The sequence below is a fragment of the Bacillus cereus group sp. MG4 genome, from assembly GCF_040460055.1.
GTDB lineage: Bacteria > Bacillota > Bacilli > Bacillales > Bacillaceae_G > Bacillus_A > Bacillus_A wiedmannii.
Window position 1 is genome coordinate 2,681,250 of record NZ_JARVGZ010000001.1, and the last position, 26,596, is coordinate 2,707,845.

Below are 26,596 nucleotides of genomic sequence, written 5' to 3' on the forward strand. Positions count from 1 at the left end.
CCAATACCTCCTTTAACTTTTTGCAATACCTAACATAATTCCAGCTGCAATAATAAAAACGATACCAACAACAATCCCCGTTAATTGGCGTTTCGTTTTTCTTTCACCTAATATAAGAATCCCGCCAAGCGTTGAAATAATAATTCCCATTTGTGATAGAGAAAAACTTGTTGCCACTCCGACACGCGGCTGCGAAATGAATAAAAACATATTTCCAGCTGCCCAAATTAATCCTGGAATAATATTTCGTATTGCATATTTATTAAATGGATGATGTTTAAAAGTAAGTAAAATTCCCCCTAACACCATACCAACTGCTTGTGGTAATAAAGCTGACCAACCATCTACATGAAACAGTCTAATCACTACTACATAAACTAAATAACCGACGGTTGAAATCAATAAAATGATAATGCCCTTTTTAAAATTCCCCGATTGCTCTGCACTCTTTTCTTCTTCACTTTGAAGCGATGTTAAAATAACACCGATAATAATACAAACGAGAGCCAAAACACCAAGGACAACTGATATTGTCGTGGACCACTCATGAAATACGATAACTCCAAATAAAGTCGTCGCAACTAATTGAAGTCCTGTTGAAATGGGCATCGTCCTCGAAACGCCCATTAAATCAATACTTTTTAATTGATTTGCCTGACCAAGTGCCCAAAATAAACCTGACACAATTCCAACTCCAATAACAGTAGGAGTTAATACTGGCTTCATAAAAATATAAACAACAATCGAGAAAATAAGTGCGCCAAGCGTTGTACCGAGCGTTTGACTATATGGTCCACCGCCAAGTTTTACGTTAAATAGCACAATACTTCCCCAAAATATAGCTGGTAAAATCGCTAAAAGTATATCCATCGCTCATTACCTTTCTTTACGAAATATCATCAGTTACCGTTCTACACCATTAGAATGTGATTTCATTTTTTCCTTCGCCCGTGCACAAACCTTTTCTGTGATCACACTAGACACATTTTTTTGTCGCTCAACTTTCTTTATCTTTATGTGATCTAAATTGTCTTCCAAAGTAAGTGTAACTTTATCATTGGGCGGGTTATGTGCACCTTGAAATGTGAGAAATTGTAGCGTCACTTCAAATCTAGGAACGAACTCATCTTTCTTACCGAGACGCTTTATATTTATAACGGAATCACATTCATATTGATCTTCTGTCGCTTGCCTTATAACAGAGTAATATCGATTTAATAGCGCACTTTCTAAAAGTTGTTCATTCGATTCTTTTGCCAAAGAATAACTTGGCAAAAAGGAAGAGATAGAACATATTATTGTTAGCATTACACATAGTTTTTTCATAACGCCCTCCTTGTTCTATACGTTAGTGTTCTCAAAACTGCAATAAAAAAACGACTTTCCCTATGTAGGAAAGTCGTTTTAATGAATCCAATATTAACCACCACTCACTGGTGGGATTAGTGCAACAACATCACCAGATTGAATCGTATCATCTTCATTTGCATATTCTTGATTAATCGCAACCATAATTGGTGCCAATACTGGCACATTATATTCAGTTGCAACAATATCTTTTAACTCTGCAACCGTAATATTCTCTTTCTCTATTTGTAATTCACTTCTTCCTGCTTCTTCTTGCAAGTTCGCAAATAACAATACTCGAATCATACTTATAGCTCCTTCCCAGGCTCTCCCGCCGGATATGGCGTTTTTTCTAATTGATCGCCAATCCAAGAGTCTCCATCTTCCCAAAACTCCTTTTTCCAAATCGGAACAATTTGTTTTATGCGTTCCATAATATATTCATTTGCTTCATAAGCCGCTTTACGATGCGGTGTTGAAACAGCCACAACAACCGCGATATCAGAAATTTGCAATGTACCGATGCGATGTGTAATCGCAACGTATGTACCTGGCCATTTTTCTTTCACTTCCGAACCAATTTTCTCTAACATCTTTTCTGCCATCGTTTTATAAGCGACATATTCTAAGTATAATGTACGACGCCCTTTCGTAAACTCTCTAACCGTTCCAATAAACGTTGTAACAGCACCGCATTCGCGGCGAATAACCTTCTTCGCTACCTCTTCAATCGAGATTTCTGTATCAATTACTTCATAATACGTATTTGTCATTTCGTACTCCTTACCGTTTGTAAAAACCAGTCTATATAGAAATCTTCTTCTGTTATATGAAATACTTTATATTCTTCTCGTAAGTTTGCCGAAGCATCATGCCACGTAATAACCGCTACTATATTTTCTACTTTATGTAAAAGTTCAACGTCTTCCGCAGAACGAAGTAACACTACTTTCGGATAGCTCTCTTTTTTATAGCCCTCTATTAAAATTGTATCCACTTCAAAAAACTCATATAAGCGAATAATTTCTTGCAAGGACCATTCCTCTCTTAATGACGACAGTGAAAGTAATCCAGCGCCTTCTACACTACTGACAACAGCACCAGCCTTTCGGTGCCTTTCACTATCTTTTTGCGCTACTTCTGGAAAACCTCCGTGCCCGTGATGCTTAATTGTAGCAACTTTCATTTTTCGTTCAGCTAATGCATACACAATTTTCTCAACAAGCGTTGTTTTTCCGCTATTTTGATACCCTACTATTTGTAAGATTGAAGGGGCTTTGCCCATGGCCACTCACATCCCTCAGCGTGCTCTAACAACAATACAGATACTTTCATCCCTGCTTCAAATCCTCTCGTTCCTCCAGGCAACACAATAAAAGCATTCGCATCGGCAAGTGAAGAGACCGCACTCGATTTATCTAAACCGACCGGCATCGCTTGTAATGCCCCGTCTACGATTGTCACCTTAGCTCTTACAAAACGAGTAAACGGATTTGGCTTCGGAAAATCTTTTTGCAAAATAGCATCTGCTCTATATACGTGGGGTTCTTTCGCATACAAATATGTTTTTATAACCGGATGCACAAATAGCTCAAAGCCTACGTAGCAAGCTGACGGATTTCCTGATAAACCGAAAAGTAACTTTCCATCAACTTCAGCTACTGTCGTTACACTTCCTGGTCTCATCGCTATTTTATTAAAGAGTACATTCGCCTGTAATCTTTCATAAATAGCTGGCAAGTAGTCATAATCTCCTACCGACACACCGCCTGTCGTAATTAAAATATCAACCTCATCCATCGTCGATTGAACAGTTGCAAAACATGCATCTAACTCGTCGGCAAGTTGGCCATAATAACGCACTTTCCCTCCGGCTTTTATAATTTGAGCTGCAATCATATACGAGTTACTATTTCTAATTTTCCCCGGCTGTAACGACTCATGTACTTCTAACAATTCACTTCCTGTCGTCACAATACCAACAACAGGCTGTTTTACAACTTTCACAGTACTATATCCAAACGTCGCTAATAAGGCGGCAACACCTGGATTGATTGCAACGCCTTTCTTAACGAGAACTTGATTTTGTTTTATATCTTCCCCTTTAAATGACACATTGTCACCACTATTAAAAGGACGCTTTACCTTCATATATGTTTTTCCGTTCTTCTCAAATCCCTCCGTCAGCTCTAGCATTACGACTGCATTACAATCCTCTGGAATAGCTGCTCCCGTCATAATACGAACCGCTTTAAAAGGCCCTACCTCATCTAAAAAAACAAATCCCGCCCCGATTTCTCCTATTACTTCAAACTCAACCGCATTCTCTTGATTTGCTTCTTTCGTATCTTCTGCTCGAATCGCGAAACCATCGTAAGGAGAACGATCAAAATGAGGAACGTCATGATCAGAGACAACATCCTCGCCAAGAATTCTCCCGTAACTTTCCGTAATAGAAACCTCTTCTACTTCACCATTTTTCGCATATTCCATTACTCTCTCTACTGCCTCAGCAACTTGAATTGGAATTCGTTTTTCTATCATCGTTTCTCACCTCATATTTGCAATTTTTTTTATCTCGATTAAACTTTATATATTAAATAGAAATTACTTCAAGGAGGAATTCCATGTCTTCATTCACACACTTTAATGACCAAGGACGCGCGAAGATGGTTGATATAAGTGACAAAAAAGCAACCGTTCGAACAGCAATTGCGTGCTCTAGCATTGTCGTTACAAAAGAAATTTACGATAAAATCTCTCACAATGAAATTGGGAAAGGTGACGTATTAGCAGTTGCACAAATCGCAGGTATTATGGCTGCGAAACGCACTTCTGATATTATCCCAATGTGCCATCCTTTATTATTAAAAGGTGTTGACGTTTCTTTCGATTGGAAACAATCCGAAGAACAATATCGATTACTTATTGAAGTAAAAGTTAAAACAGAAGGTAGCACCGGTGTTGAAATGGAAGCTTTAACAGCTGCTTCCGCTACAGCTCTTACTGTGTACGATATGTGCAAAGCTGTTGATAAAGGTATGATTATTGGCGAAACTTACTTATTTGAAAAAACAGGTGGAAAAAGTGGAGATTATACGAGAAAGTCTTAATCTTCTCTCCGTTGAACCTAAAGGGCTCCCTTTAGGTTCAACCTATATATCTTGCATATAAGCGTTTTGCTATATTTATATCATTCGTCCCATGAATAAACGCCCTGCCATCTGTAAATAAAACAAAACGAAATTCCTCCACCGGAAATGATAATAAATACGGAGTAGCTTTTACATCCACACTTCTTTGTAAGCGCTTTTTAATTTCTTCTAAATTAAATTCATTCCGCACACCTGGACGGATTTGTACTGTATTTCGGCCACATAACACTTCTGTTTTCGTTTGTGCTTCAAATGTTAAACTCGGATATGTACGTAATCTTCCGCAAGATAAGCATGTGTCTTTTTTCTGCCTATTCACTTTAAATGCCATCTGTTGATTATTCCAAAGATCAAACGATAACATCGTTTCGCGAAGCGCCCCATAGTCTTCTACTAATATTTTCAGCGCTTCCGTTATTTGATGTGCAACTACTAATTGCACGGCTGGCTGTATAATACCCGCCGTATCACATGTTGCCCCGCTCGCTGGATGTTCCATTAAACAGCGGAAACACGGTGTTTTTCCTGGTAAAATTGTATACGTTACTCCGTAGCTTCCGACACAACCACCATATACCCACGGAATATTATACTTTTGTGAAATATCATTAATAAGAAGACGTGTTTCAAAATTATCTGTCGCATCTAATATTAAATCTACATCATTCACTAACGCTTCCATTTCTTGCACTGTTACATCAGTCACAACCGGATTTATTTCCACCTCAGAATTAATCGCTTGTAAATGCTCTGCTGCTGCTACCGCCTTTGGTTTATATTGCTTTGCATCTTCTTCTGTATATAATTGTTGTCTTTGTAAATTACTCCATTCTACATAATCACGATCCGCAATTGTTATTTTGCCAACACCTGCTCTAACAATTGCTTCTGCATTCGCTGCACCGAGAGCACCAGCGCCGATAATAAGCACATGCTTCTCTCTAATTTTTCTCTGTCCTTCTTCTCCAACACCAGAAAATAATATTTGTCTTGAATATCGCTCCTGCATACGATAGCCCCCTTTCTTATCCTCCTATATAAGACATTTCAATTTTCGGACGATTCTTTGCACTTTCTTCTGTCCGTTCATCCGAATACCTGTCTTTTCTATTCATCCATACATTTTGTATAACGCTTACTAACTCATCATCTGAAAGATTTCCTCTAAGAAGTTCCCTTACATCCAATCCTTCTGTCGCAAATAAGCAAGTATAAAACTTTCCATCTGCCGAAATTCTTGCTCTCGTACAAGAGGAACAAAATGACTCTGAAACAGAAGTAATAAAACCGACTTCGACATTTGTCCCAACGTAACGATATCGTTTCGCAACTTCACCGAAATAATGCGCTTCAGCTGGCTCAAGTGGATACACACTATGAATCATTTCAATTAATTCTTGCTTTGTAACGACTTGGCCAAAGTTCCATCCATTTGTACTACCAACATCCATAAACTCAATAAACCTAAGTGTGATTCCTTGCTCTTTAAAATAAGCAGCCATCGGAAGTACTTGATGGTCATTCATCCCTTTTTTCACAACCATATTTACCTTTACATCAAGCCCGGCCTCTTTTGCAGCCATAATTCCCTTTATAACAGGTTTCGTATTGATATACCGGCCATTTATGTCCTTAAACACATCGTCATCTATTGCATCCAAACTAACATTTACTCTATGTAATCCAGCTTCTTTTAATGCTTTTGCTTGTTTCGTTAAATGAATTGCATTTGTCGTTAACCCTATATCTACTAACCCTTCAATTTTCACGAGACGTGCAATAAGTTTTGTTAAATCTTTACGCAGCAGTGGCTCACCACCAGTAAGCCTAATTTTTCGTACACCGATGCTAACAAATAGTTTTGCCAAACGTTCAATCTCATCAAACGTCAGTAAAAACTCATCTCTCAAAAAAGCATAATCTGGCCCAAATACTTCCGCCGGCATACAATATGTACATCTAAAATTGCAACGATCAATGACAGATATGCGCAAATCTTGAAGTGGGCGTCCAAAAAAATCTGTAACCATCTCCTGCATCGCCACCCTCCCTTTCTGCCAAATTTCTCTCTTTTCATTCTATTATAATATATTTTCGAACTGCGATGTTTTTGCTCATGTGAATAAAGTGAAACTTTAAATAATCAAGGGGTATCCACTCCCACCTGATTAGCAAAGTCTATTCTTAAATACCAGGATAAAAAACCTTGAAACATAACAGTTCCAAGGTTTTCTGCTTATTAACTTAATCTAATAATAGTTAGAGTAGCTCCTGGCGTTGCCGTAGATAATGTAGCTATTGCAAGTAATCCAAATAACTGCAGACTAATGGCAGCTCCAGCAGGCAAGCTAGTAATTATTGTTGCACTAAATGAACCAGTAGCCAATGTCGGAGCGTTTATCGTTCCCGCAAGCGGACTACCATTTACAGTTATACGTGAACTTACGAGTAAAGCTGCCGTTATATTAATTGTATAAGCTATATAATAATTCCCTGCATTCGCAACTGTGAATACAGTATTCGTACCGTTAACAGTGATCCCTGGTCCAATATTTTGATTGTTCGGTAACGGTACATTCGTACCACCTAACAGAACAGAAATAGCACTTCCTGATGTATTATTTGCAAATGAGTACGTTGCAGTTGTACTAACTCCGGTCACACCCGTTGCTCCAGTGGCCCCGGTTGCTCCAGCTCCGGTTGGTCCTTGGATTCCTTGTGAACCGGTTGGACCCGTGTCCCCTGTTGGGCCTTGTGCACCGGTGGCTCCCGTGGCTCCTATTGAACCTTGTGGACCCTGGATTCCCTGCGGACCTTGAAGTCCTTGGGGACCTGTGGCTCCGGTTGCTCCCGTTGGACCTTGAATCCCTTGCGACCCTTGTGGACCCTGTGCTCCGGTTGCTCCTGTGTCCCCGGTTGGGCCTTGTGGACCTTGTAAACCTTGCACACCTTGCGGACCGGTTGGACCTATTTCACCTTGAACACCTTGAATTCCTGTTGGACCTTGTGGACCGGTCGGCCCCTGTATACCTTGTATCCCTTGTATTCCCTGTGGACCTTGTGCTCCAGTGGCTCCGGTTGCTCCTTGTATTCCTTGAGGACCTTGTTCTCCTTGTATTCCTTGTGAACCTGTTGGACCTTGAATTCCTTGTACTCCTTGAATTCCTTGCGGGCCTTGAGCTCCAGTCGCTCCCGTTACTCCTTGAATTCCTTGCGGGCCTTGAATCCCTTGTGGGCCTGTTGGACCAATATCTCCTTGCACCCCTTGAATTCCTTGTGGGCCTTGTAACCCTGTCACTCCGGTTGCTCCCGTTTCTCCTGTCGCTCCTGTCACTCCAGTTGAGCCCGTCGCTCCGGTATCTCCTGTTACTCCTGTCGCTCCGGTTGCTCCTGTCGGGCCAGGTGGTCCGCCTGATGGACCTGTCACTCCCGTCGGACCTGATGGACCTGTTGGGCCAGTCGGTCCGGCTGGTCCTCCTGATGGACCAGTTACCCCTGTTGGACCGGTTACTCCAGTTGGGCCTGTAGTTCCTTCCCCTGTCGCACCCGTTGTACCGGTACCTCCTGTTGCTCCTGTTGGACCTTGGACTCCTTGTATTCCCTGTGGCCCCTGCACTCCTTGCGCACCCATCGGTCCTTGTATTCCTTGAATACCTTGCACTCCCTGTGCTCCCATTGGACCTGTTGGACCTATGTCACCTTGCACTCCTTGAACCCCTTGCGGCCCCTCTGGACCTGTTGCTCCTATATTCCCTTGAACACCTTGAATTCCAGTTGCTCCTTGTGCTCCGGTTGCTCCTGTTACACCTTGAATCCCTTGTATTCCCTGTATTCCTTGCTGGCCTTCTGGTCCTGTCGCTCCTACTGGCCCTTGTATTCCCTGTATTCCTTGCTGGCCTTCCGGTCCTGTTGGCCCTATCTCTCCCATCGGACCTTGCACTCCTTGAACTCCTTGTGGTCCCGTTTCTCCTGATGGACCCGGTACTCCTTGGATTCCTTGTGGACCTTGATCTCCAGTTGCTCCTGTTGCACCTTGAGATCCTATAGCCCCCTGAATACCTTGCGGACCTTGATCTCCAGTTGCACCCGTTATCCCTTGAATACCCTGAACCCCTTGGATTCCTTGTTCACCAGTTACGCCCGTCGGACCAGGAATACCTTGAATACCTTGCGGACCTTCTGGACCTGTTGGTCCAATTGGCCCTTGAACCCCTTGGATTCCTTGCAATCCCTGAGCTCCTGTTTCTCCTGTGCTTCCACTCGGTCCTGTATTTCCCGTTGCTCCAGTTGCACCTGTACTTCCTGTTACCCCTGTATTGCCAGTTGCTCCCGTCGCACCTGTACTTCCACTTGGTCCACCTCCTGGACCTGTCGCACCAGTTGCCCCCGTCGGACCTGGTGGTCCTCCTGATGGGCCAGTGATTCCTGTTGGACCTGTTATACCAGTTGGTCCTGTAACCCCTTGACCCGTTGCTCCTGTTAGACCAGTACTTCCACTCGGTCCTTGTGGCCCTTGAATTCCTTGTGCTCCTTGGATTCCTTGAGGACCAGTTGCCCCTGGTAACCCTTGCACACCTTGAATTCCTTGTGGTCCCTCTGGCCCGGTAGCTCCAATCGGACCTTGTAACCCTTGTATCCCCTGTATACCTTGTGCCCCAGTCGCTCCTGTTGGACCAATCGGACCTTGTAGCCCTTGCACTCCTTGAGGTCCTGTCGCTCCAGTTTCTCCCTGTGGCCCCCTTAACCCTTGTGGTCCCTGCTGCCCTTCTGGCCCTGTTGCACCCATTTGTCCAGCTAGCCCTTGAATCCCTTGCACTCCTTGAGGTCCTGTCGGGCCCATCTCCCCCATTGGGCCTTGAAATCCCCTTGGTCCTTGTGGGCCAGTCGGACCTTGTGGACCAGTTGGGCCAGTTATCCCAATGCCAGTAAATCCCGTTGGAACGGGAGGAAAAGTAGGTCCAATAAGATTTGGTGAAATTCTGGAATTAGAGTTTAATGAATTTTGTTTATCGCGCTCTTTCACACTTTCACCACCTACATACCATCTTTTTCACATGAAACAAACCTCTTCTTCTTCATATGTATTTACAAAAACAATCTCAAAGACTATTTTTATTTTTAATAATAAAAACTCCCTTAATTCCTTAAGGGAGTCCAGCGATTGAATCCATATTATCTGTATTAGGAACAGCTTGTGCTATACCCGATACATTTGCACCTTGCCCCATATTTGTTCCTGTTACAGTACCAGCAGGAGTACCTCTTGTATATGTTGTCGTAACAGAATCTCCCGGCTGTAAACAGAGCTTCGTCTCCGTCCCTATTACTGTAACAACGTCAATCCAAGTGCACCCCATTGAGCCACTATACGATTTCGTAGCAGTAAATGACGTATCACTCAAATTATCACCAGTAAATATATTCCCAGTGTTATTCACAATAACAAACTCTTTTATATGAGCAGGCATAATTACACTCTACCTTTCCTCTATGAACCTAATGTACGTGTACTCGTTGCTAATGGCGGAAGAAATACTGATGTTCGAATCACCGCTTCTGGCTGCCTTTTCCCATTTAAAAAAATAGCCGCACTCGATCCTCCAGCACCTGCGTATATTTTTGCTACAGCTAAAGGTGAGATATCATAACAGTCACCAACATTAACAGCCCCTGTATTATTAATAATTTTTACTTTCCGCAAGTTAATCCCCATTTACCTATCCCCCTTTTGTACACTGTATGCAAAAGAAAAAAACTTGAAACAGACTCGTTTCAAGTTTTTTAGCTACTTATTTCGTTTCACCTTCATATTGAAGCATGCCGCCAACCATGTTCACTGTTTTAAAGCCTTGCTCATTTAAATAATGACATACATTTTCACTGCGCATTCCCGAACGACAAATAAAGATATATTCATTCTCTTTATCAAAGAAATCTACTTTATTTGGGATATCGCCCATTTTAATATGTACAGCTTCTGGAATTTTTCCTGCCGCTACTTCTTCATCTTCCCTTACGTCTACTAAAAATAACGTTTCTCCATTTTCTAAACGCTCTTGCACTTCTTCTGTAGTAATTGTTTTAACTTCTGTCATATGTCGTTCCTCCTTATATACAATAAAACCTTTAGTCTCTTCCTTAAACAAGCATATCTAGTCAATTTTAGCATGCGAAAGAAAGAACGCAAAGAATGGAAATTTTATTTCTCAATTTTCCCGCAAAACTTATTCTTTACAAACATAACTCGTGCATTGTATCCTCAATATACTTGTTTTATGAAAGGAGCCAATGAAAATGACACTTTTTCTTTTCATTACGGGCATCATTTTCTTAATCGCCGCAATTATTGCTCTTAGTATGAAAAATAATAAAAAGATAAAATCACCACAAGAAATGTCATTCTTATTTCTATTACTCAGTATCGCATTCTTCGGTATAGCAATTGCCACATATATTTTCCGCCTACAAATCATGTAAAAAAAGGTGCCTACTACATACATTGCACCTTTTTCACATCATTTATTTTCTACGCAAAACTAGATACTTTCCGATTTAAAAACTCATGCAATTTCTTTTCAAATAAATGAATATCAAATGCTCCCGCCATATGCCCATTTATACTTTCTATCTCATACACTTCCGCATATTTCCCCTGTTTTTGCAACATGTCTACCATTTTATAATTATAACGTGACGGCTGAAGCAAATCTTGTTTACACGGAATCATAAGTACATTTGCTTCTATATTAGAAAGAGCCTCTTCTAATGAAGAAAATCCATGCGCAATATCATGTAATAAAACTGCTTTTGCAGTGTATATCCACGAATTTGCATCTACTAACTCTATACTTCTATATGTCACTTTACTTATTTCTTTCTCAAATGATGTTAATATCGAAAACTTTTCATAAGGTTCTACTTCTATACTATTACGAGGGAATGTTGTTTCATAAAAATGCTCATCAAATGCGTTCATAAACATCATTCTATTCGCTAAATGAAGTCCCTTCATTGGCTGCTCTTCTCCATATTTTCCATCCTTCCAACTTGGATCCAGTTGAATAGTCTCAATTGCATTTTGTGCTACATTTACCGACGTAATAATTGGATTTTGCGGGTTCGTAATAATACCAATCATCCGCTCTACCATATGAGGATAATGAACAGCCCATTGCTGCGCAATCATCCCGCCAGCTGACGGTCCCATTACAGCATGTAACCTTGAAATTCCCATATCTTTTATTAACTCATATTGCATACGAGCTACATCAAGAAATGTAAAAACCGGAAAATCCATCGCATATTCATCTCCAGTTTTCGGATGAATCGATTTCGGTCCCGTTGTAAATACATAAGGATTCTTCACCTGCACATTACAAAGATTATCAGTGCATATAACAAAATATTCATTTGTATCAATTGCTTTTCCCGGTCCAATTAAACCATCCCACCAACCAGACTCCTCATCATGCGCTGTATATTTTCCTGCCGCGTGACTCGTTGCACTAAAATAATGGCATACCAAAATTGCATTTGACCTTTCTCTATTTAAAGTACCATACGTCTCATACCCCATTTGAACAGGAATTTCCCTACCATTTTCGAACATAAACTCTCTTAAAACAAAATTTTCTTTTTTTACAAATTGCACAGACTCGCCCTCTTCCCGTCATAGTATGAACTGCTTACTAAAGGATTTTTTCTATGCAAACCAATCTCCTCCTTCTTTTCATAAATAAATGAATAATATACAAAATTAGCCACAAAATAGCACTATATTACACAATCAAAGAGGGCATACATATGATTTGGAATTGGCTACGTAAGAAAAAAAAATCAAATACGACAGAGAAAAACGAAACAGATAACTCGGAGCAACAACCTAACAATCAAGAGGATGATAACAAAGAACAGACTAGAAGTATGAAACATAATAAAGATAGCAATGGCGAGCAACAAAAAGAGGAACACAAGGAATCTTCCCAAGATAAGCAGCAAAACAAATCGAATCAGAATCAGCAACAAAGTGCTAAACAAGACGAATCTTCTCAAGAACAACAGCAACATTCTAAGCAAGACGACTCGGATCAGGATCAACAACAACATTCTAAGCAAAACAAATCAGATCAAGATCAACAACAACATTCTAAGCAAAACAGCTCAGATCAAGATCAGCAGCAACATTCTAAGCACGACAACTCGGGTCAGAATCAGCAGCAAAACTCTAAGCACGACAACTCGGGTCAGAATCAGCAGCAAAACTCTAAGCACGACAACTCGGGTCAGAATCAGCAGCAAAACTCTAAGCACGACAACTCGGGTCAGAATCAGCAGCAAAACTCTAAGCACGACAACTCGGGTCAGAATCAGCAGCAAAACTCTAAGCACGACAACTCGGATCAGAATCAGCAGCAAAACTCTAAGCACGACAACTCGGATCAAGATCAACAGCAAAACTCTAAGAACGACAACTCGGGTCAGAATCAGCAGCAAAACTCTAAAGGTAATAGTATTTATGATTTTACGAAACCAGAAAAAGACCGTATTCATTCTCTACAAGATTTAATAGAGAAACTCAAAAAGTCTAGTGATTTCGTTAATTATCATACATCTGACGATGAAACGATGCCTTATTGGATTTCTTACTATCGTCCTTCTCTTGATGGAGAGAAATTACAGAAATATTTAATGCCTACTCTTTTAGAACGACCTTGTACTTCATTAGAAGAGCTAAAAGAACATATTCCGATGAGTGGTATTACAATTACGAACGACTTACAAAAAATTGAGGACATGGTTTTAAAGGGACATGCGATTATTCAATTGAATCAGCAAGATCAAAAGTGTATGCTTGCAAACATTGCAATTGATACTTACCGGGCACCAAGCCCTCCATTAAATGAATCAACAGTTATCGGTCCACAAGAAGGCTTTGTAGAAGCTATTGATACGAATATTAATTTAGTACGAAAACGCCTTCCTGTTTTAGATTTACAAACAAAAGAAATGATTGTCGGCGAGTTTTCCAAAACAAAAGTTGTCATGATGTATTTAGATAACCTTGCTGAAAAAGATAATGTTGATTTTCTAGAGGAATCTTTACGAGCTCTTGAATATGATCAAATTAATGATAGTGCTTATATACAAGAATTGATGGGAGAAAAGTCGATTTTCCCTCTCTATATCAATACAGAACGTACTGATAGAGTTACAAAAGCACTAATTGATGGGAAAATTGCTATTTTTGTGGATGGTTCTCCAAGTGTTCTACTAACACCTGTATCCTATTTCGATTTTTTCATTTCACCAGAAGACTATAACGTCTCTTGGCTATACGCTACATTTTCACGCATTTTACGCCTTATCGCTGTTCTATTTTCAATCTGTGCTACACCTTTATATGTTGCAGTTTTAAATTATCATTATGAACTTATTCCAAGTGATTTGCTTGAAACTTTGATTTTATCAAGGGCACAAGTACCGTTCCCACCTTTAATTGAAGCACTCTTTTTAGAACTTGCAATCGACTTATTGAGAGAAGCTGGTGCAAGATTACCGATGAAAGTCGGGCAAACACTCGGTATTGTAGGCGGTATCGTAATTGGGCAAGCATCTGTACAAGCTGGTTTAACGAGTAACATTTTATTAATTATCGTTGCCTTATCAGCGCTTGCTTCCTTTATTACACCTATTTATAAAATGGGTAATGCAGTTCGATTACTACGCTTTCCATTTCTTATGTTTGCAGAGATAGGCGGATTGTTTGGGATTTCTCTTGGATTTATCTTCTTATTTACTCATCTATTCAGGCTTACTTCCTTACGTAAGCCGTACGCTTTGTTTTATCCGACAAGACAACAATCCGTTAAGGATTCTTGGATTCGTTTTCCTTTAACAATGATTGATACAAGAGATGTACAAGCAAGACCACAACATGTAAAAAAATCAGCAAAAGGAATTTCAACAAAACATAGATCGGACTTTGATGATTAAGAAATGAGGTGCATTGATGAGTAAAGTTCAAGAAAAATATCAAATATCGCCTGTCTTTGTTTTCTTCTTAATTCACGGTGCACAGTTTGGAGCTGGCGTTCTCGGCTTCGCTCGAATTACCGCAAAGGCCGCTGGATACGACGGCTGGATAGGCGTTCTAATCACAGGACTCTGTATCCATATCCTTATATGGATGATGTATTTTTTATTAAAAGAAACAAACGGTAATTTAATCGACTTACATCGGCAAACATTTGGAAAGTGGCTAGGAAACGGCGTTAATATCATCTTTGCTGCTTATTTTTTAATCGTCAGTATTTCCGTCATTCGAACATACGTTGAAATTATTCAAGTGTGGATGTTCCCTACCGCTTCCACTTGGATGTTAACACTCTTTTTATGCTTAGTTAGCTATTACATTATTTCCTCTGGATTTCGTGTCATTACTGGCATTTGTGTTATCTCTGTTGGCGGTACGTTGGGATATTTATTTCTTAGCCTATTCGTTTTGAAATACTCTCACTGGCCTAATTTACTACCTATATTCACACATTCTTTTTCAGATATATTAAAAGCCGCTCAACTGTCAATCTACAGTATGACTGGCTTTGAGATTTACCTCATGGTTTATCCATTTGTGAAAAAACCTATGCAATCTCATAAATTCGCTCAATACGGGGCACTATTTTCAAATCTTTTATATTTATTTAGTACCCTTTTAGCCTTTTCGTTTTTTAGTGAAAAACAATTGTTAAAAACAATATGGTCCCAACTTTCTATGACCCAAGTCATTCAATTACCATTTATAGAAAGGTTAGAATATATTGCAATTTCAGCTTATGCACTCGTTATTATTACAAGCTTTATTCTTCCTTTGTGGGCGGCAACGAGAGCAACTCACGAAATATTCCGCGTAAAACAAAGAGGTGTTTTAATCGCTTTTATCTTTATCACTCTCATTGTTTCACAACTTTTAACAAACAGGCACGATATTAATAATTTTATTAGTAACGCATCAAAAGTTAGTTTTTGGCTCATTTATGTATACATCCCAATCCTATTTATCATTGTGTGGGTGAAAAGAAAATGGAAAAAATCAAAAGCAAATTAATACTTATTTCTTGCATAACATTTTTTAGTCTAACTGGTTGTTTACAAAAAAATATTATTGATGATGTTCAGCTCATTCAAGGAACTGCCTTCGATACAGCAAAAGATAATAAAGTAAAAGTTACATTCGTTTGCCCCGTACAGAAAAAGGGAAATAAAGTCCAAGTTTATGAAGGAATAGGAAACGCAGTAAAACAAGTAAAGGCAGATACATCTTTGGAATCCTCCCAACCGTTCGCAAGCGGACAAATGCGGATTGCCTTATTCACAACAAAAATTGCTAAAAAAGGATTGTCAACTTCCTTTGACACCTTGATTCGTGATGTGAATATTGGTAACTCACTTTATGTGGGACTATTAGAAGGCAGTGGTACTGAACTATTTAAAGGAAAATATAGTACATCTTATAACGTTGCAATTTATATAAAAAAAATGTTAGAACATAATATGGAAACTGGCCCTTTACCAACTGATAATTTATATTTTGGCGCCTTCCGGTACTACCGTGAGGGACAAGATTCTTATATGCCTATCCTTAAAAAACATGGAGATAAAATAAGAATTACTGGTATCGGTCTCTTAAAAAAGGATAAGTTAGTAGGAAAAATTAATTACCATGATATGTTTGTTTTCAAAGGACTACTAGAAAAGCATCGGTTAGACTCACATGAGTTTAAAACCAATCCTGGCTACGCAATGATTAATAACATCTTTTCAGTTCCTACCTATGAAGTAAACATAAAAAATGGAAAACCTTCTTTCTATATTCATGTAAAAATGGAAGCTCGTATTCAAGAATTACCTCGGAAATTCAACTTAGAAAATGAAAAGAACACACAAAAAATAGCGAAAGCAATTGAGAAACAATTAGATGCAAAAGCTACAAAACTAATTAAACAGTTTAAATCTCTAAATGTTGATCCTCTTGGACTAGGAGCAAAATATAGACAACATTATCGCCCATTTAAATTAGAAGAATGGCGAAAAATGTATAAAGATGTACCAATTGAAGTGAAATATACCGTAAATATTACAAATTCTGGTGTAATTGAATGAGAAATGATTGAACTCCTCTCTCCAGCATGATACAACGGAAAGAGGAGTTTTTATTTTAGATAGAGAGAGAAGATATTTATGGGGGAGCTTATGTCTAAAAAATTAGTAAAGCCTATTTTAAATGGTATTTTATTTCTCGGCGTCTTTTTATTTGCTCATACATACTTAAAAAATGTTTCCTTCACACGTTATTTACTTGTCGTTATACCAATGTTGCTCGTTGGTATGTTTGGCATCGACCTTATTTTATCCATTTTAATAAAAGAAGAAAAATAACGAGCAGGGCCATCCCAAAAGTATTCCGGGATGGCTTTCTTTTATTAACAGGCTATGTTTTGTCGTTCCATCGATATAATCTTTTACTATCGCTATCTTAACTAAAAAATGAAACTTTTGGACAGCCCCTTTTCATTTCATAATCAGCCTATGTTACAATGAGATTCGGACAAAGCGAGAAAGGATGAAACAACATGACAAACGAAAAAGGTTTAGATAAAGGATATGAACTTGTTGCAAAAATGCATGAAGAGTTCGGACATCCTGTGACAAATACTCCAACAAAACTAACAGAAGAGCGTGCAAAAATTCGCGCAAGTTTTATGCAAGAAGAGCTGGAAGAATTTCTAGAAGCAACGACTGTTGAAGATCAATATGATGCACTGATTGACCTTATTTACTTTGCATTCGGAACGTTTGCCGAAATGGGCGTACGTCCAGATAAAGGATTCGAAATTGTAAATAATGCAAACATGGCAAAATTATTCCCTGATGGGAAACCTCGATTCCGCGAAGGCGATGGCAAAATTCTAAAACCAGAAGGCTGGCAAGCACCAGAGCCACAACTTCGTGCTGAAATCGAACGTCAACGCCAAGAAGCTGAAAAAAACTGCTAGGATTTCCTAGCAGTTTTTTATTATGTCTTTTTTTCTGCAATTCATTAATGACCCACGTGTCCCGCGTGTCCTGCTGCTCCACTAATGCTAGCCGCTCCTGCCGCTGCTCCTGCTCCTCCTGCTCCAATTCCACCTGTCCAAGGAGAAGATTGTTGCTGTTGATATTGTTGGTGCTGTTGGTGCTGTTGACCATGTTGGCCTTGGTGACCGTGTTGGCCGTGTTGACCTTGATGACCTTGTTGGCCTTGGTGACCATGATGACCTTGATGACCGTGCTGGCCTTGGTGACCATGATGACCTTGATGACCATGATGACCTTGATGACCTTGATGACCTTGATGACCTTGATGACCTTGATGACCTTGATGACCTTGATGACCTTGATGACCTTGATGACCTTGATGACCTTGATGACCTTGATGACCTTGATGACCTTGATGACCTTGATGACCTTGATGACCGTGCTGGCCTTGGTGCGTTTGATAAAGAACAGCTTGTGGATGAATATGGTGATGACCGTGGTGATGTACTTGTTGTTGATGTCCGTGATGATGTTGATGACCATGGTGACCGTGCTGACCTTGGTGATGATGATGACCATGGTGACCGTGCTGACCTTGGTGATGATGATGACCATGTTGGCCTTGGTGATGGTGATGTACATGATGACCGTGTTGGCCTTGGTGGTGATGGTGTACATGGTGGCCATGTTGGCCTTGGTGATGGTGATGTACATGGTGACCGTGAACACCTTGCGGATAACCACCTACTCCGCCTGCTACAACACCTACTCCCGGTACCGGAAATCCTGTCTGTACTCCTCCAACGAAAGAAGGAAATGTAGTTGGTACTCCTACTGGAATTCCTGTCTGTACGCCAGCTACTGATGTCGGAAATCCTCCTGTTACTGTAGGCATTCCAGCCCCTGATGTCGAAAACCCTCCCATTAATGTAGGCATTCCAGTTTGCATGCCAGCTACCGATGTTGGAAATCCTCCTGCTGCTCCACCCATCCAGCTCGGAATTCCACCGTACCCTTGTTGGCCAGCTCCTCCCATTAACATCATTTGTTCATAACTATCCGATCCACCTCCGAAAAATCCGTGTGGTGCATTATTGTCCATCCCTTTCATTCCTTTCACCTCTTCTACTCAATTTAGCCTACCTTTTTTATCATATTTCCTATAGAAAAATAGGTGTTTGTCTGTATTGGAATTCCGCTCCTTTTTCTTCATTCATGGTAAAATTAATTAACTGAATATTTTTTCTAGGGGGTATTTCTATTGAAGAACGTAACAAAAGCTTCTATCAATGATTTAGATTCAATCGTACATATAGATATTGATGTAATTGGAAATGATAGTAGACGAAATTATATTGTAACTACTCAGCTTAGTTAAACAAAAAAGGTAACTACTCAGCTTCCTCAGACAAAAAAGCATGCTAAATACATGTTTCCAATTCGAAAACATGAAAAAAAATATGCCCATAAGAGAAAGAATCTAGATCGAATCGAGAATTTCTCTTATGAAATCGTGCAATTCCAAGGAACCGTTCCGGTTTCTATAACCTGACCTATCGCTTGTAAGACAGATTGTTTTTGTTTTTTCATGGTGCTTATAAAGCTTCGTATCTGACAAAAAGATTCTGCGCCTTTCTTACTTCGAAACGTTCCAGACACTTTCTGTTTGACTTTCGTCATTCGAATATCCCGTTCTGCTTGATTGTTATCAAATGGAATGTCTGGATGTTCTAAAAATGCTAGAATTCTGTCAGCATATTTGACGAAGCGATTCCATAAATTTTGAGCAGGCGTCTGTTTTCCTTTCTTTTTTGGTTCTGAAGAAAATACTTGTTTTTCTTTTAATATAGCTTGATAGGCAGTCGACAGATTCTCTTGCTCTGCTTTTGGCAGGAGTCCTTTGTATTGTTTTTTTAGCGTTAAGGCTTGCGTTAAAAACTCCTGCATCTGTTGTGCCCATTTTTCTCCGGTACTATCTATAATTCCTTGTAAATCTCGTAAGAGGTGGGCATTACATAATACGTGACGACAATCTGTATACGCATCATATGATTTCCAACCATCATGCATCGCGATTCCAGAAAAAGACGGCAAGATTTCTCCAGCATCCATTGCTTCTTTTCCGCGTTTTTGATGAATATGTTGCAATGTCACCTCCGGTGTACTGGCAGTATGTAACCATTGTGTTTTATTTTCTACACGCATACTGGTTTCATCAAAATGGACAACAGAAGACTGAAGGATCTGGTCTTTTACTTCTTGGAGAAAAGGCTGCAATTGAGCCGAAAAACTGTTTGTATGATTGACTAACGTTCCTTCACTGATAGAATGTCCAAAACAATCTTGAAAGAATTCTTTTGTTCTTTTTAAAGAAAGACACTGATAATGCGTTAAATAGGGGATTAGTCTTTTTATATTTGGACCATATTGAACAGGACGAGAGACAGTAGAAGGAAACTGGGATTCTTGAATAGAATGGCAATGTGGGCATTCTTTTTGTTCCACTTTATGTTCCGTCACTTCTATCTGGATAGGTGGTAAATCATACACTTGGCGAATGCGGTATCCTTTTACAGGCTCATGGTCTAAAGAAGTATAGCAACAAGTACAATAGGTAGGAGAATATGTAATTGTATGGTCTGGAGTCGCTGTCAAACCAAGAGTATGTCCTTTGTGGCCCAACTGGCCACCGGTTTGACGCTGGGATGATTTTCGCAAACTTTTTGTAATAGGCTTACGAAAACCATCTGTAGAGGGTGGTTTATGACTATTTGTAGAGTTTTTTTTTGAACGATTTTCTAATTCTTCTATACGCTCTTTTAAATTCTGTATTTGACTTTCTAATTGATGAACAAAATCGCAAATAGCTTGAGGTCCCTTTTGATAGACAGCTAGAATTTCTTGTTTTTTCAACATAAATACCACCTCCTTGTATGATATATCTAGTATTCACACAAAAAGTACATATCAGACTAGTAAATGAAAAAAGCCTCCGTGAGGAAGCTGAGTAGTTACATTATATTAAGCACTCTATTGATGAGGGACGATGCGTCATCGTAAAAGAAAATAATTCTATTTCCGGTTTTCTAACATACGATACAAGTTTCTTTGATTGTACTTTCCTCTCATTAATCATTGTTTCGCCAACAAAAAGAAGGCGAGGCTATGCAAGCTCGTTACTCTCATATATGTTAAGTCATTCTCCTACTCAAAAAATATTTTCTTCAACGAACGAATCAAATGAAAATATGCAAAAAGTTTTTCATACGAACGGTTTTATACGTAGTGGCACAATTGAAAATTTAGATGAAGGTGATCCTGAAATTATTTTCTACACAAAAAAGCTCAGAGTATAAACACTCTGAGCTTTTATTTAGAATGAATTAGTTTGCAACAACGTTAACAAGTTTTCCAGGAACAACAATTACTTTACGAACTGTTTTCCCTTCAATTTGGTCTTGAATTGCTTCAAGTGCCAGTTGTTCCATTTCTTCTTTTGATGCGTCTTTACTCATTGTTAGTTTCGCGCGAACTTTGCCCATAATTTGAACAACGATTTCAACTTCATCTTCTACAAGTTTAGACTCATCAAATGTTGGCCAGCTTGCATATGTGATTGTTTCATTGTATCCAAATTTGCTCCATAGTTCTTCCCCGATGTGAGGCGCAACTGGTGCAATCATTTTTACGAAACCTTCTACATATTCTTTCGGAAGTGTTTCAGCTTTATATGCATCGTTGATGAATACCATCATTTGAGAAATCGCTGTGTTGAAGCGAAGCTCTGCATAGTCTTCTGTTACTTTCTTCACTGTTTGGTGGTAAGCTTTTTCAAGCTCTTTATTTGGTGCATCAGTAATTTTCTCACTTAATTCACCATTATCTTGAATGAATAGACGCCATACGCGGTCTAGGAAACGACGAGCTCCGTCAAGACCATTTTCAGACCAAGCAATCGAAGCATCTAATGGTCCCATGAACATTTCGTATAGACGAAGTGTATCTGCACCATGGCTTGCTACGATATCATCAGGGTTTACAACGTTACCTTTTGATTTACTCATTTTCTCGTTGTTTTCACCTAGAATCATACCTTGGTTGAATAGTTGTTGGAATGGCTCTTTCGTTGGAACTACACCGATATCGTATAATACTTTATGCCAGAAACGAGCATATAGTAAGTGAAGTACAGCGTGCTCTGCTCCGCCAATATAAATATCAACTGGAAGCCATTGTTTTACTTTTTCAGGATCTACAAGTGCTTCGCTATTGTTTGGATCGATGTAACGTAGGTAATACCAGCAGCTACCAGCCCATTGTGGCATTGTGTTCGTTTCACGACGACCTTTTTTACCAGTTTCAGGATCAACAACGTTTACCCACTCGTCAATGTTAGCAAGTGGTGATTCACCTGTACCTGAAGGACGGATGTTTTCTGTTTTCGGAAGAACTAATGGTAATTCTTCTTCTTTCACAGCTGTCATTGTGCCATCTTCCCAATGGATTACTGGAATTGGCTCACCCCAGTAACGTTGACGGCTGAATAACCAGTCACGTAGACGGTACGTTACTTTTTGATTTCCTGCGCTCGTTACTTCAAGCCATTCAATCATTTTTACGATTGCTTCTTCTTTATTTAAACCATCAAGGAATGCTGAGTTTACGTGCGCACCATCACCTGTGTATGCTTCTTTCGTAATGTCTCCGCCTTTTACAACTTCCTTCATTGGAAGATTGAACGTTGATGCGAATTCATAGTCACGCTCATCATGAGCTGGAACTGCCATTACAGCACCTGTTCCGTAAGTTGCAAGAACATAGTCAGCGATCCAGATTGGTAATTTCTCGCCATTTACTGGGTTAACTGCGTAAGCACCAGTGAATACACCAGTTTTCTCTTTCGCAAGTTCTGTACGCTCTAGGTCACTCTTCATTTTAACAGAGTTAATGTAAGCTTCTACAGCTTCTTTTTGCTCTGCTGTTGTAATGTCAGCAACAAGCGCATGCTCTGGAGCAAGTACACAGTAGCTCGCACCAAATAGTGTATCAGGACGCGTTGTGAAAACTGTGAATTTCTCGTCTGTACCATCGATGTTGAAGTGTACTTCTGCACCTTCAGAACGACCAATCCAGTTACGTTGCATATCTTTTAAGCTTTCTGGCCAATCAAGCTCATCTAGATCTTCTAATAGACGATCTCCGTAAGCTGTAATTTTTAACATCCACTGTCTCATCGGACGACGCTCAACTGGATGTCCACCGCGCTCACTCTTACCGTCAATGATTTCTTCATTTGCAAGTACTGTACCAAGTGCTGGGCACCAGTTTACAGGTACTTCATCAACGTAAGCTAAGCCTTTTTCAAATAGTTTTAGGAAGATCCATTGTGTCCACTTGTAGTAGTTTGGATCTGTTGTATTTACTTCACGATCCCAATCGTAAGAGAAGCCTAATGCTTTAATTTGATTACGGAACGTATTAATATTAAGCTCTGTAAATTCTGCCGGGCTGTTTCCAGTATCAAGTGCATATTGCTCTGCTGGAAGACCGAACGCATCCCATCCCATTGGATGAAGAACGTTATATCCTTGCATACGCTTCATACGAGATAAAATATCTGTCGCTGTATAACCTTCTGGATGTCCTACGTGTAGGCCTGCACCTGATGGATATGGGAACATATCTAGTGCATAAAATTTTGGTTTTTCTGTCTCATCTGGCGTACGGAATGTTTTATTCTCTTCCCAGTACCCTTGCCACTTCTTCTCAATATTTTGATGATTAAAGCTCATGAGATACCCTCCTTGAAATTCTATTTATTTTCACCGCCCAAAATACAAAAAACCTCTCATCCCTAGAAAGGGACGAGAGGTTATAGATTCCCGCGGTACCACCCTAAATTAATGTACAAATATACATTCGCTTAGATCCGTAACGTGGATTAACGGCAATTGCTACTACTAGTTTCACAACTGCAACTCAAAGGCGAGTTCATAACGAAACGTGGATTGACTTGCACCGACCGTCAACTCTCTAAACCAGCTTCTATTACTACTACTCCTTCTCACTGTTATTACAAATATAAGTTAATGTGAACTACCCACCACTTCGTATCTCTAAAGAGCTTACTTGAAGCTAAGGCTTCTCGGTTAATCGTTACTCTTACTAACTAACGAATTCGTCTTAGGACAGCCGAGCTATCTCCCTTGTTCCAAAGGTTGTTTTATTTAAATATATTCTAAAACATGTTACATGTTCCGTCAAACTAAACTGCAATTTTTTCTTCAACTGTTTCTTCTACTTTTACTCGCTTATCATACATGCTCGTTGCAATAATCGCTACTACAAGCATTACCATGATTGCTATAAACAATACTTCCATATTGTATAAATCAACAATCGCTCCGCCAACGACCGGTCCAAACATTTTCCCTACAGTCGCCGCGCTATTTACAACGCCTTGATAAAACCCTAGTTTATCTTTTGGCGCAAGTATATTTGCAATGGTCGGAACTGCTGGCCATACGAATAACTCACCAATCGTTAACGTCACCATCGCAACGAGGAACATCGTAAATTGCTGCGCTTGACTTAACACAATAAATGACGCCGCAAAAATGACGATTCCAATCATAATTTGTTGTTTTAAAGAACGCTTCATCCAGCGAATTAACATACTAACAAGTGGCTGCGCACAAACAATCATCGCTCCGTTTATCGTCCATAATAAACTATAATGTCGGAGGCTAATATTTAATTCCCGCATATAAGTCGCAATCGCCCCTTGCCACTGTACATATGTAACCCAGCATAAAGCATATGCTACACATACGATAAGAAGTGCTTTAAATCCAGGTGTAAGTGTCCAGCCTTTTTTCGTTTCGACTTCTTTTTGCACTCCTGGCTCTTTCTTGTCTTCCATACCACGGAATCCAATAAAAGCAATTAAGAAGAAAACAAAGTACAAAACAAAATTGGCTAAGAAAATATAATCAAAACGGTAAGATGCAACTAAACCACCGCACGCTGTTCCGATCGCAATACCAACGTTTTGCCCAACATACATCGCATTAAATGCCTGTCTTCCGCCCTCTGGCCAAACCGTACCGACCATCGCATACATCGATGGGAAGACCATTCCAGAACCAAAGCCGATTAATGCTAGCCACACAACATATAACGGCCAACCGTGGAAGAACACAAGACCTAAAATCGATACGAGTGTAATAACAATCCCTACTAAAGTTGATTTATAACCGCCCCATTTATCAAATAAAACACCGCCGAGCAAGTTTCCGATTACACCAGTAAGCGAGTTGATCATTAATACCATTCCGGCCACAGATAAAGATTTTCCTAGGTGATCATGCAAATAAATTGTATTAAAAGGCCATAAAAAAGAAGCACCCGTGACATTAATAATCATCCCAGCTACTAATAGCCATACTTTCCTTGGCATAGTCTCCCCTCCTATTCTATTTTTTTCGTTCATCTATAACAGTAAAATTGTAGTCGTTTTTAAATAGGAAGGCAACTGATTAATAGTTGATGAAATTCAGATAACGGTTTTTCGGTAAATGAAATTATACTGATTGCTATTTGAAAATATATCGGCGATTTTGGAAATATATCAGCGATTCTCAAAATATATCGGCGATTATTAAGATATATCGACGATTCTCGAAATATATCAGCGATTATTAAAATATATCGACTTACCGACAAAAAACGACATTAGTAACAATAAAAAAAGAGGAGATTACATGAACTTCATGCAGTCTCCCCTTATTTATACTATCCAACTTCTTTTTCTCGCTTCGCACGTTCTTTCGCACTCCATTTAAATATTTTATCTAGTAGAGAGTATATTCTCCCAGACTCCTTCGTTAATAACGGTCCTAACGATGCTAATATTAAAACGTACAGTGCAGAGAACGGTTTAATCGTTGCCATTAAACCACCCGCAATGCCGATATTGGCTACAATAATGGAGAACTCTCCGCGTGATACGAGGGTTAAACCGATATTCGTAGAAGCCTTATGCGATAACCCGGCTTTACGTCCCGCCATCATTCCAGCTGTAAAATTACCGATGAGCGTAATGAAAACTGCTCCTAATGCCAACCACACTGCTCCTCCAAGTGAAAACGGATCTATACTTAAACCGAAACTGAAAAAGAATATGGCTCCAAAGAAGTCACGAAACGGAACGACGAGATGCTCAATCCGATCACTATGCTCTGTTTCAGAAAAGACGAGTCCTAACAATAATGCTCCAATTGCCTCAGCAACATGAATCGTTTCTGAAAATCCTGCTACAAAGAATAAAATGGCGAATATTACGATAATAAAAATTTCGTTTGATGAAATATCTAATACTTTATTTAGAAACGGCGTAGCTTTTCTAGCGATTACAAAGAATAGTAGCATATACCCTACCGCGATTAACACCGATGTAAGAGCACCTACAAATGATGTTGCACCACCGAGTACTAACCCTGAAACGACTGATAAATATACAGCTAAAAAAATATCATCAAACATAATGATTCCTAATATTAATTCAGTCTCTTTATTACCAGATCTTCTTAAATCAACAATTACTTTTGCAACAATTGCACTTGATGAAATTGTAATGATTCCAGCAATAATTAACGTTTCTAATAAAGGGAAGCCCATCACATATCCATAAAGTAAACCTAATATGAAATTAAGCGATATGTGGACAGTCCCCCCAAAAGCAATCGACTTTCCTGATTTAATTAATTTTTTTATTGAGAATTCTAAGCCTAAGTAGAATAGGAGGAATATGACGCCAACACGGCCGAGGAATGAAATAACTTCCCCGCTTTCAATAAACCTTAAATCGATAAGTCCTAAATCTGGGGCATGAGGCCCCACTAACATACCGAGTATAATGAGAAACGGAATAATCGAGAACTTTAACTTCGCAGCAAGGATAGCTGCAAAAGCTACTAATACTAACGCAGTTCCAACTTCAAAGATTAAAGTATCCATCG

General features: G+C 39.5%; 25 protein-coding genes, 2 pseudogenes and 1 other annotated feature. Of the genes and pseudogenes, 9 read left to right on the forward strand and 18 right to left on the reverse strand.

Features of this window, described 5'->3' with window-relative positions; all coding sequences use genetic code 11:
• Positions 1-12: 12 nt before the first annotated feature.
• The 6 genes from glcU to moeA all read right to left on the reverse strand — a co-directional run bounded on the left by glcU (position 13) and on the right by moeA (position 3,891).
• Positions 13-870, reverse strand: a complete 858-nt coding sequence (gene glcU / locus QCI41_RS14155) for a glucose uptake protein GlcU (protein ID WP_000353528.1) — start codon at positions 868-870, stop codon at positions 13-15.
• A gap of 33 nt (positions 871-903) precedes the next feature.
• On the reverse strand, positions 904-1,326 hold the full coding sequence (locus tag QCI41_RS14160; protein WP_353837259.1) for a DUF3888 domain-containing protein: 423 nt from the start codon (positions 1,324-1,326) through the stop codon (positions 904-906).
• A gap of 93 nt (positions 1,327-1,419) precedes the next feature.
• Positions 1,420-1,653 carry a molybdopterin converting factor subunit 1 gene (gene moaD, locus QCI41_RS14165; protein WP_353837258.1) on the reverse strand — a complete coding sequence of 78 codons (234 nt, stop codon included), beginning with the start codon at positions 1,651-1,653 and terminating at the stop codon, positions 1,420-1,422.
• A gap of 2 nt (positions 1,654-1,655) precedes the next feature.
• The gene (moaE, locus tag QCI41_RS14170) at positions 1,656-2,120 is read right to left on the reverse strand and encodes a molybdopterin synthase catalytic subunit MoaE (protein WP_000185930.1); all 465 of its coding nucleotides are present in this window, start codon (positions 2,118-2,120) and stop codon (positions 1,656-1,658) included.
• Positions 2,117-2,632, reverse strand: coding sequence for a molybdopterin-guanine dinucleotide biosynthesis protein B (gene mobB / locus QCI41_RS14175; RefSeq protein WP_046958690.1), 516 nt, complete (start codon positions 2,630-2,632; stop codon positions 2,117-2,119). Before mobB ends, moaE begins: the two co-directional genes overlap by 4 nt.
• Positions 2,602-3,891: a molybdopterin molybdotransferase MoeA gene (moeA, locus tag QCI41_RS14180; protein ID WP_353837257.1), complete on the reverse strand. Its 1,290-nt coding sequence runs from the start codon at positions 3,889-3,891 to the stop codon at positions 2,602-2,604. The genes mobB and moeA overlap by 31 nt, the downstream gene beginning before the upstream one ends.
• Before the next feature lie 83 nt (positions 3,892-3,974).
• Between moeA and moaC the strand changes: the two genes are divergently transcribed.
• The gene (gene moaC / locus QCI41_RS14185) at positions 3,975-4,460 is read left to right on the forward strand and encodes a cyclic pyranopterin monophosphate synthase MoaC (protein ID WP_000094144.1); all 486 of its coding nucleotides are present in this window, start codon (positions 3,975-3,977) and stop codon (positions 4,458-4,460) included.
• Between the two features lie 37 nt (positions 4,461-4,497).
• Here the strand turns inward: moaC and QCI41_RS14190 are convergent, their stop codons facing one another.
• From QCI41_RS14190 to QCI41_RS14215, 6 genes are all read right to left on the reverse strand, one after another.
• Positions 4,498-5,511: a molybdopterin-synthase adenylyltransferase MoeB gene (locus QCI41_RS14190; protein ID WP_353837256.1), complete on the reverse strand. Its 1,014-nt coding sequence runs from the start codon at positions 5,509-5,511 to the stop codon at positions 4,498-4,500.
• Between the two features lie 16 nt (positions 5,512-5,527).
• Positions 5,528-6,541, reverse strand: coding sequence for a GTP 3',8-cyclase MoaA (gene moaA / locus QCI41_RS14195; RefSeq protein ID WP_353837255.1), 1,014 nt, complete (start codon positions 6,539-6,541; stop codon positions 5,528-5,530).
• A 200-nt stretch (positions 6,542-6,741) separates the two neighbouring features.
• Positions 6,742-9,525, reverse strand: a complete 2,784-nt coding sequence (locus QCI41_RS14200) for a BclA-related collagen-like exosporium protein (protein ID WP_353837254.1) — start codon at positions 9,523-9,525, stop codon at positions 6,742-6,744.
• Positions 9,526-9,646: 121 nt separating this feature from the next.
• Positions 9,647-9,970, reverse strand: coding sequence for a hypothetical protein (locus QCI41_RS14205; RefSeq protein WP_353837253.1), 324 nt, complete (start codon positions 9,968-9,970; stop codon positions 9,647-9,649).
• Positions 9,971-9,990: 20 nt separating this feature from the next.
• Positions 9,991-10,215, reverse strand: coding sequence for a spore germination protein (locus tag QCI41_RS14210; protein ID WP_000512461.1), 225 nt, complete (start codon positions 10,213-10,215; stop codon positions 9,991-9,993).
• Between the two features lie 76 nt (positions 10,216-10,291).
• Positions 10,292-10,597: a rhodanese-like domain-containing protein gene (locus QCI41_RS14215; RefSeq protein ID WP_000141212.1), complete on the reverse strand. Its 306-nt coding sequence runs from the start codon at positions 10,595-10,597 to the stop codon at positions 10,292-10,294.
• Positions 10,598-10,796: 199 nt separating this feature from the next.
• Here QCI41_RS14215 and QCI41_RS14220 point away from each other — a divergent pair, with 199 nt between their 5' ends.
• On the forward strand, positions 10,797-10,979 hold the full coding sequence (locus QCI41_RS14220) for a hypothetical protein (protein ID WP_000171896.1): 183 nt from the start codon (positions 10,797-10,799) through the stop codon (positions 10,977-10,979).
• Between the two features lie 49 nt (positions 10,980-11,028).
• Here QCI41_RS14220 and QCI41_RS14225 read toward each other — a convergent pair whose 3' ends face one another.
• Positions 11,029-12,153, reverse strand: coding sequence for a homoserine O-acetyltransferase family protein (locus QCI41_RS14225; RefSeq protein ID WP_353837252.1), 1,125 nt, complete (start codon positions 12,151-12,153; stop codon positions 11,029-11,031).
• Between the two features lie 152 nt (positions 12,154-12,305).
• Here QCI41_RS14225 and QCI41_RS14230 point away from each other — a divergent pair, with 152 nt between their 5' ends.
• From QCI41_RS14230 to QCI41_RS14250, 5 genes are all read left to right on the forward strand, one after another.
• A complete protein-coding gene (locus tag QCI41_RS14230) occupies positions 12,306-14,495 on the forward strand; it encodes a spore germination protein (RefSeq protein WP_353837251.1) in 2,190 nt (729 codons plus the stop codon).
• A 16-nt stretch (positions 14,496-14,511) separates the two neighbouring features.
• Positions 14,512-15,606 (forward strand): spore germination protein, encoded by a 1,095-nt coding sequence (locus QCI41_RS14235; RefSeq protein WP_353837250.1) that lies wholly within the window; start codon positions 14,512-14,514, stop codon positions 15,604-15,606.
• Positions 15,582-16,661 carry a Ger(x)C family spore germination protein gene (locus tag QCI41_RS14240; RefSeq protein ID WP_353837249.1) on the forward strand — a complete coding sequence of 360 codons (1,080 nt, stop codon included), beginning with the start codon at positions 15,582-15,584 and terminating at the stop codon, positions 16,659-16,661. The genes QCI41_RS14235 and QCI41_RS14240 overlap by 25 nt, the downstream gene beginning before the upstream one ends.
• Before the next feature lie 90 nt (positions 16,662-16,751).
• Complete coding sequence (locus QCI41_RS14245; protein WP_000038782.1) at positions 16,752-16,937, forward strand: hypothetical protein; 186 nt, start codon at positions 16,752-16,754, stop codon at positions 16,935-16,937.
• Between the two features lie 194 nt (positions 16,938-17,131).
• Positions 17,132-17,554, forward strand: a complete 423-nt coding sequence (locus tag QCI41_RS14250; protein ID WP_000180547.1) for a pyrophosphohydrolase domain-containing protein — start codon at positions 17,132-17,134, stop codon at positions 17,552-17,554.
• Positions 17,555-17,598: 44 nt separating this feature from the next.
• Here the strand turns inward: QCI41_RS14250 and QCI41_RS14255 are convergent, their stop codons facing one another.
• Complete coding sequence (locus tag QCI41_RS14255) at positions 17,599-18,687, reverse strand: hypothetical protein (RefSeq protein ID WP_353837248.1); 1,089 nt, start codon at positions 18,685-18,687, stop codon at positions 17,599-17,601.
• Positions 18,688-18,837: 150 nt separating this feature from the next.
• Here QCI41_RS14255 and QCI41_RS14260 point away from each other — a divergent pair.
• A pseudogene (locus QCI41_RS14260) lies at positions 18,838-18,933 on the forward strand (GNAT family N-acetyltransferase); the annotation flags it as partial.
• A 146-nt stretch (positions 18,934-19,079) separates the two neighbouring features.
• Here the strand turns inward: QCI41_RS14260 and tnpC are convergent.
• Positions 19,080-20,492 (reverse strand): IS66 family transposase, encoded by a 1,413-nt coding sequence (gene tnpC, locus QCI41_RS14265; RefSeq protein ID WP_353836036.1) that lies wholly within the window; start codon positions 20,490-20,492, stop codon positions 19,080-19,082.
• A 98-nt stretch (positions 20,493-20,590) separates the two neighbouring features.
• Here tnpC and QCI41_RS14270 point away from each other — a divergent pair.
• A pseudogene (locus QCI41_RS14270) lies at positions 20,591-20,932 on the forward strand (GNAT family N-acetyltransferase); the annotation flags it as partial.
• 27 nt (positions 20,933-20,959) lie between these two features.
• Here QCI41_RS14270 and leuS read toward each other — a convergent pair.
• The 3 genes from leuS to QCI41_RS14285 all read right to left on the reverse strand — a co-directional run bounded on the left by leuS (position 20,960) and on the right by QCI41_RS14285 (position 26,594).
• On the reverse strand, positions 20,960-23,368 hold the full coding sequence (gene leuS, locus QCI41_RS14275; protein WP_353837247.1) for a leucine--tRNA ligase: 2,409 nt from the start codon (positions 23,366-23,368) through the stop codon (positions 20,960-20,962).
• 65 nt (positions 23,369-23,433) lie between these two features.
• Positions 23,434-23,653: a binding site (T-box leader), on the reverse strand.
• A 188-nt stretch (positions 23,654-23,841) separates the two neighbouring features.
• A complete protein-coding gene (locus QCI41_RS14280) occupies positions 23,842-25,035 on the reverse strand; it encodes an MDR family MFS transporter (RefSeq protein ID WP_353837246.1) in 1,194 nt (397 codons plus the stop codon).
• Positions 25,036-25,370: 335 nt separating this feature from the next.
• Positions 25,371-26,594: a cation:proton antiporter gene (locus QCI41_RS14285; protein ID WP_098092373.1), complete on the reverse strand. Its 1,224-nt coding sequence runs from the start codon at positions 26,592-26,594 to the stop codon at positions 25,371-25,373.
• Positions 26,595-26,596: the final 2 nt, after the last annotated feature.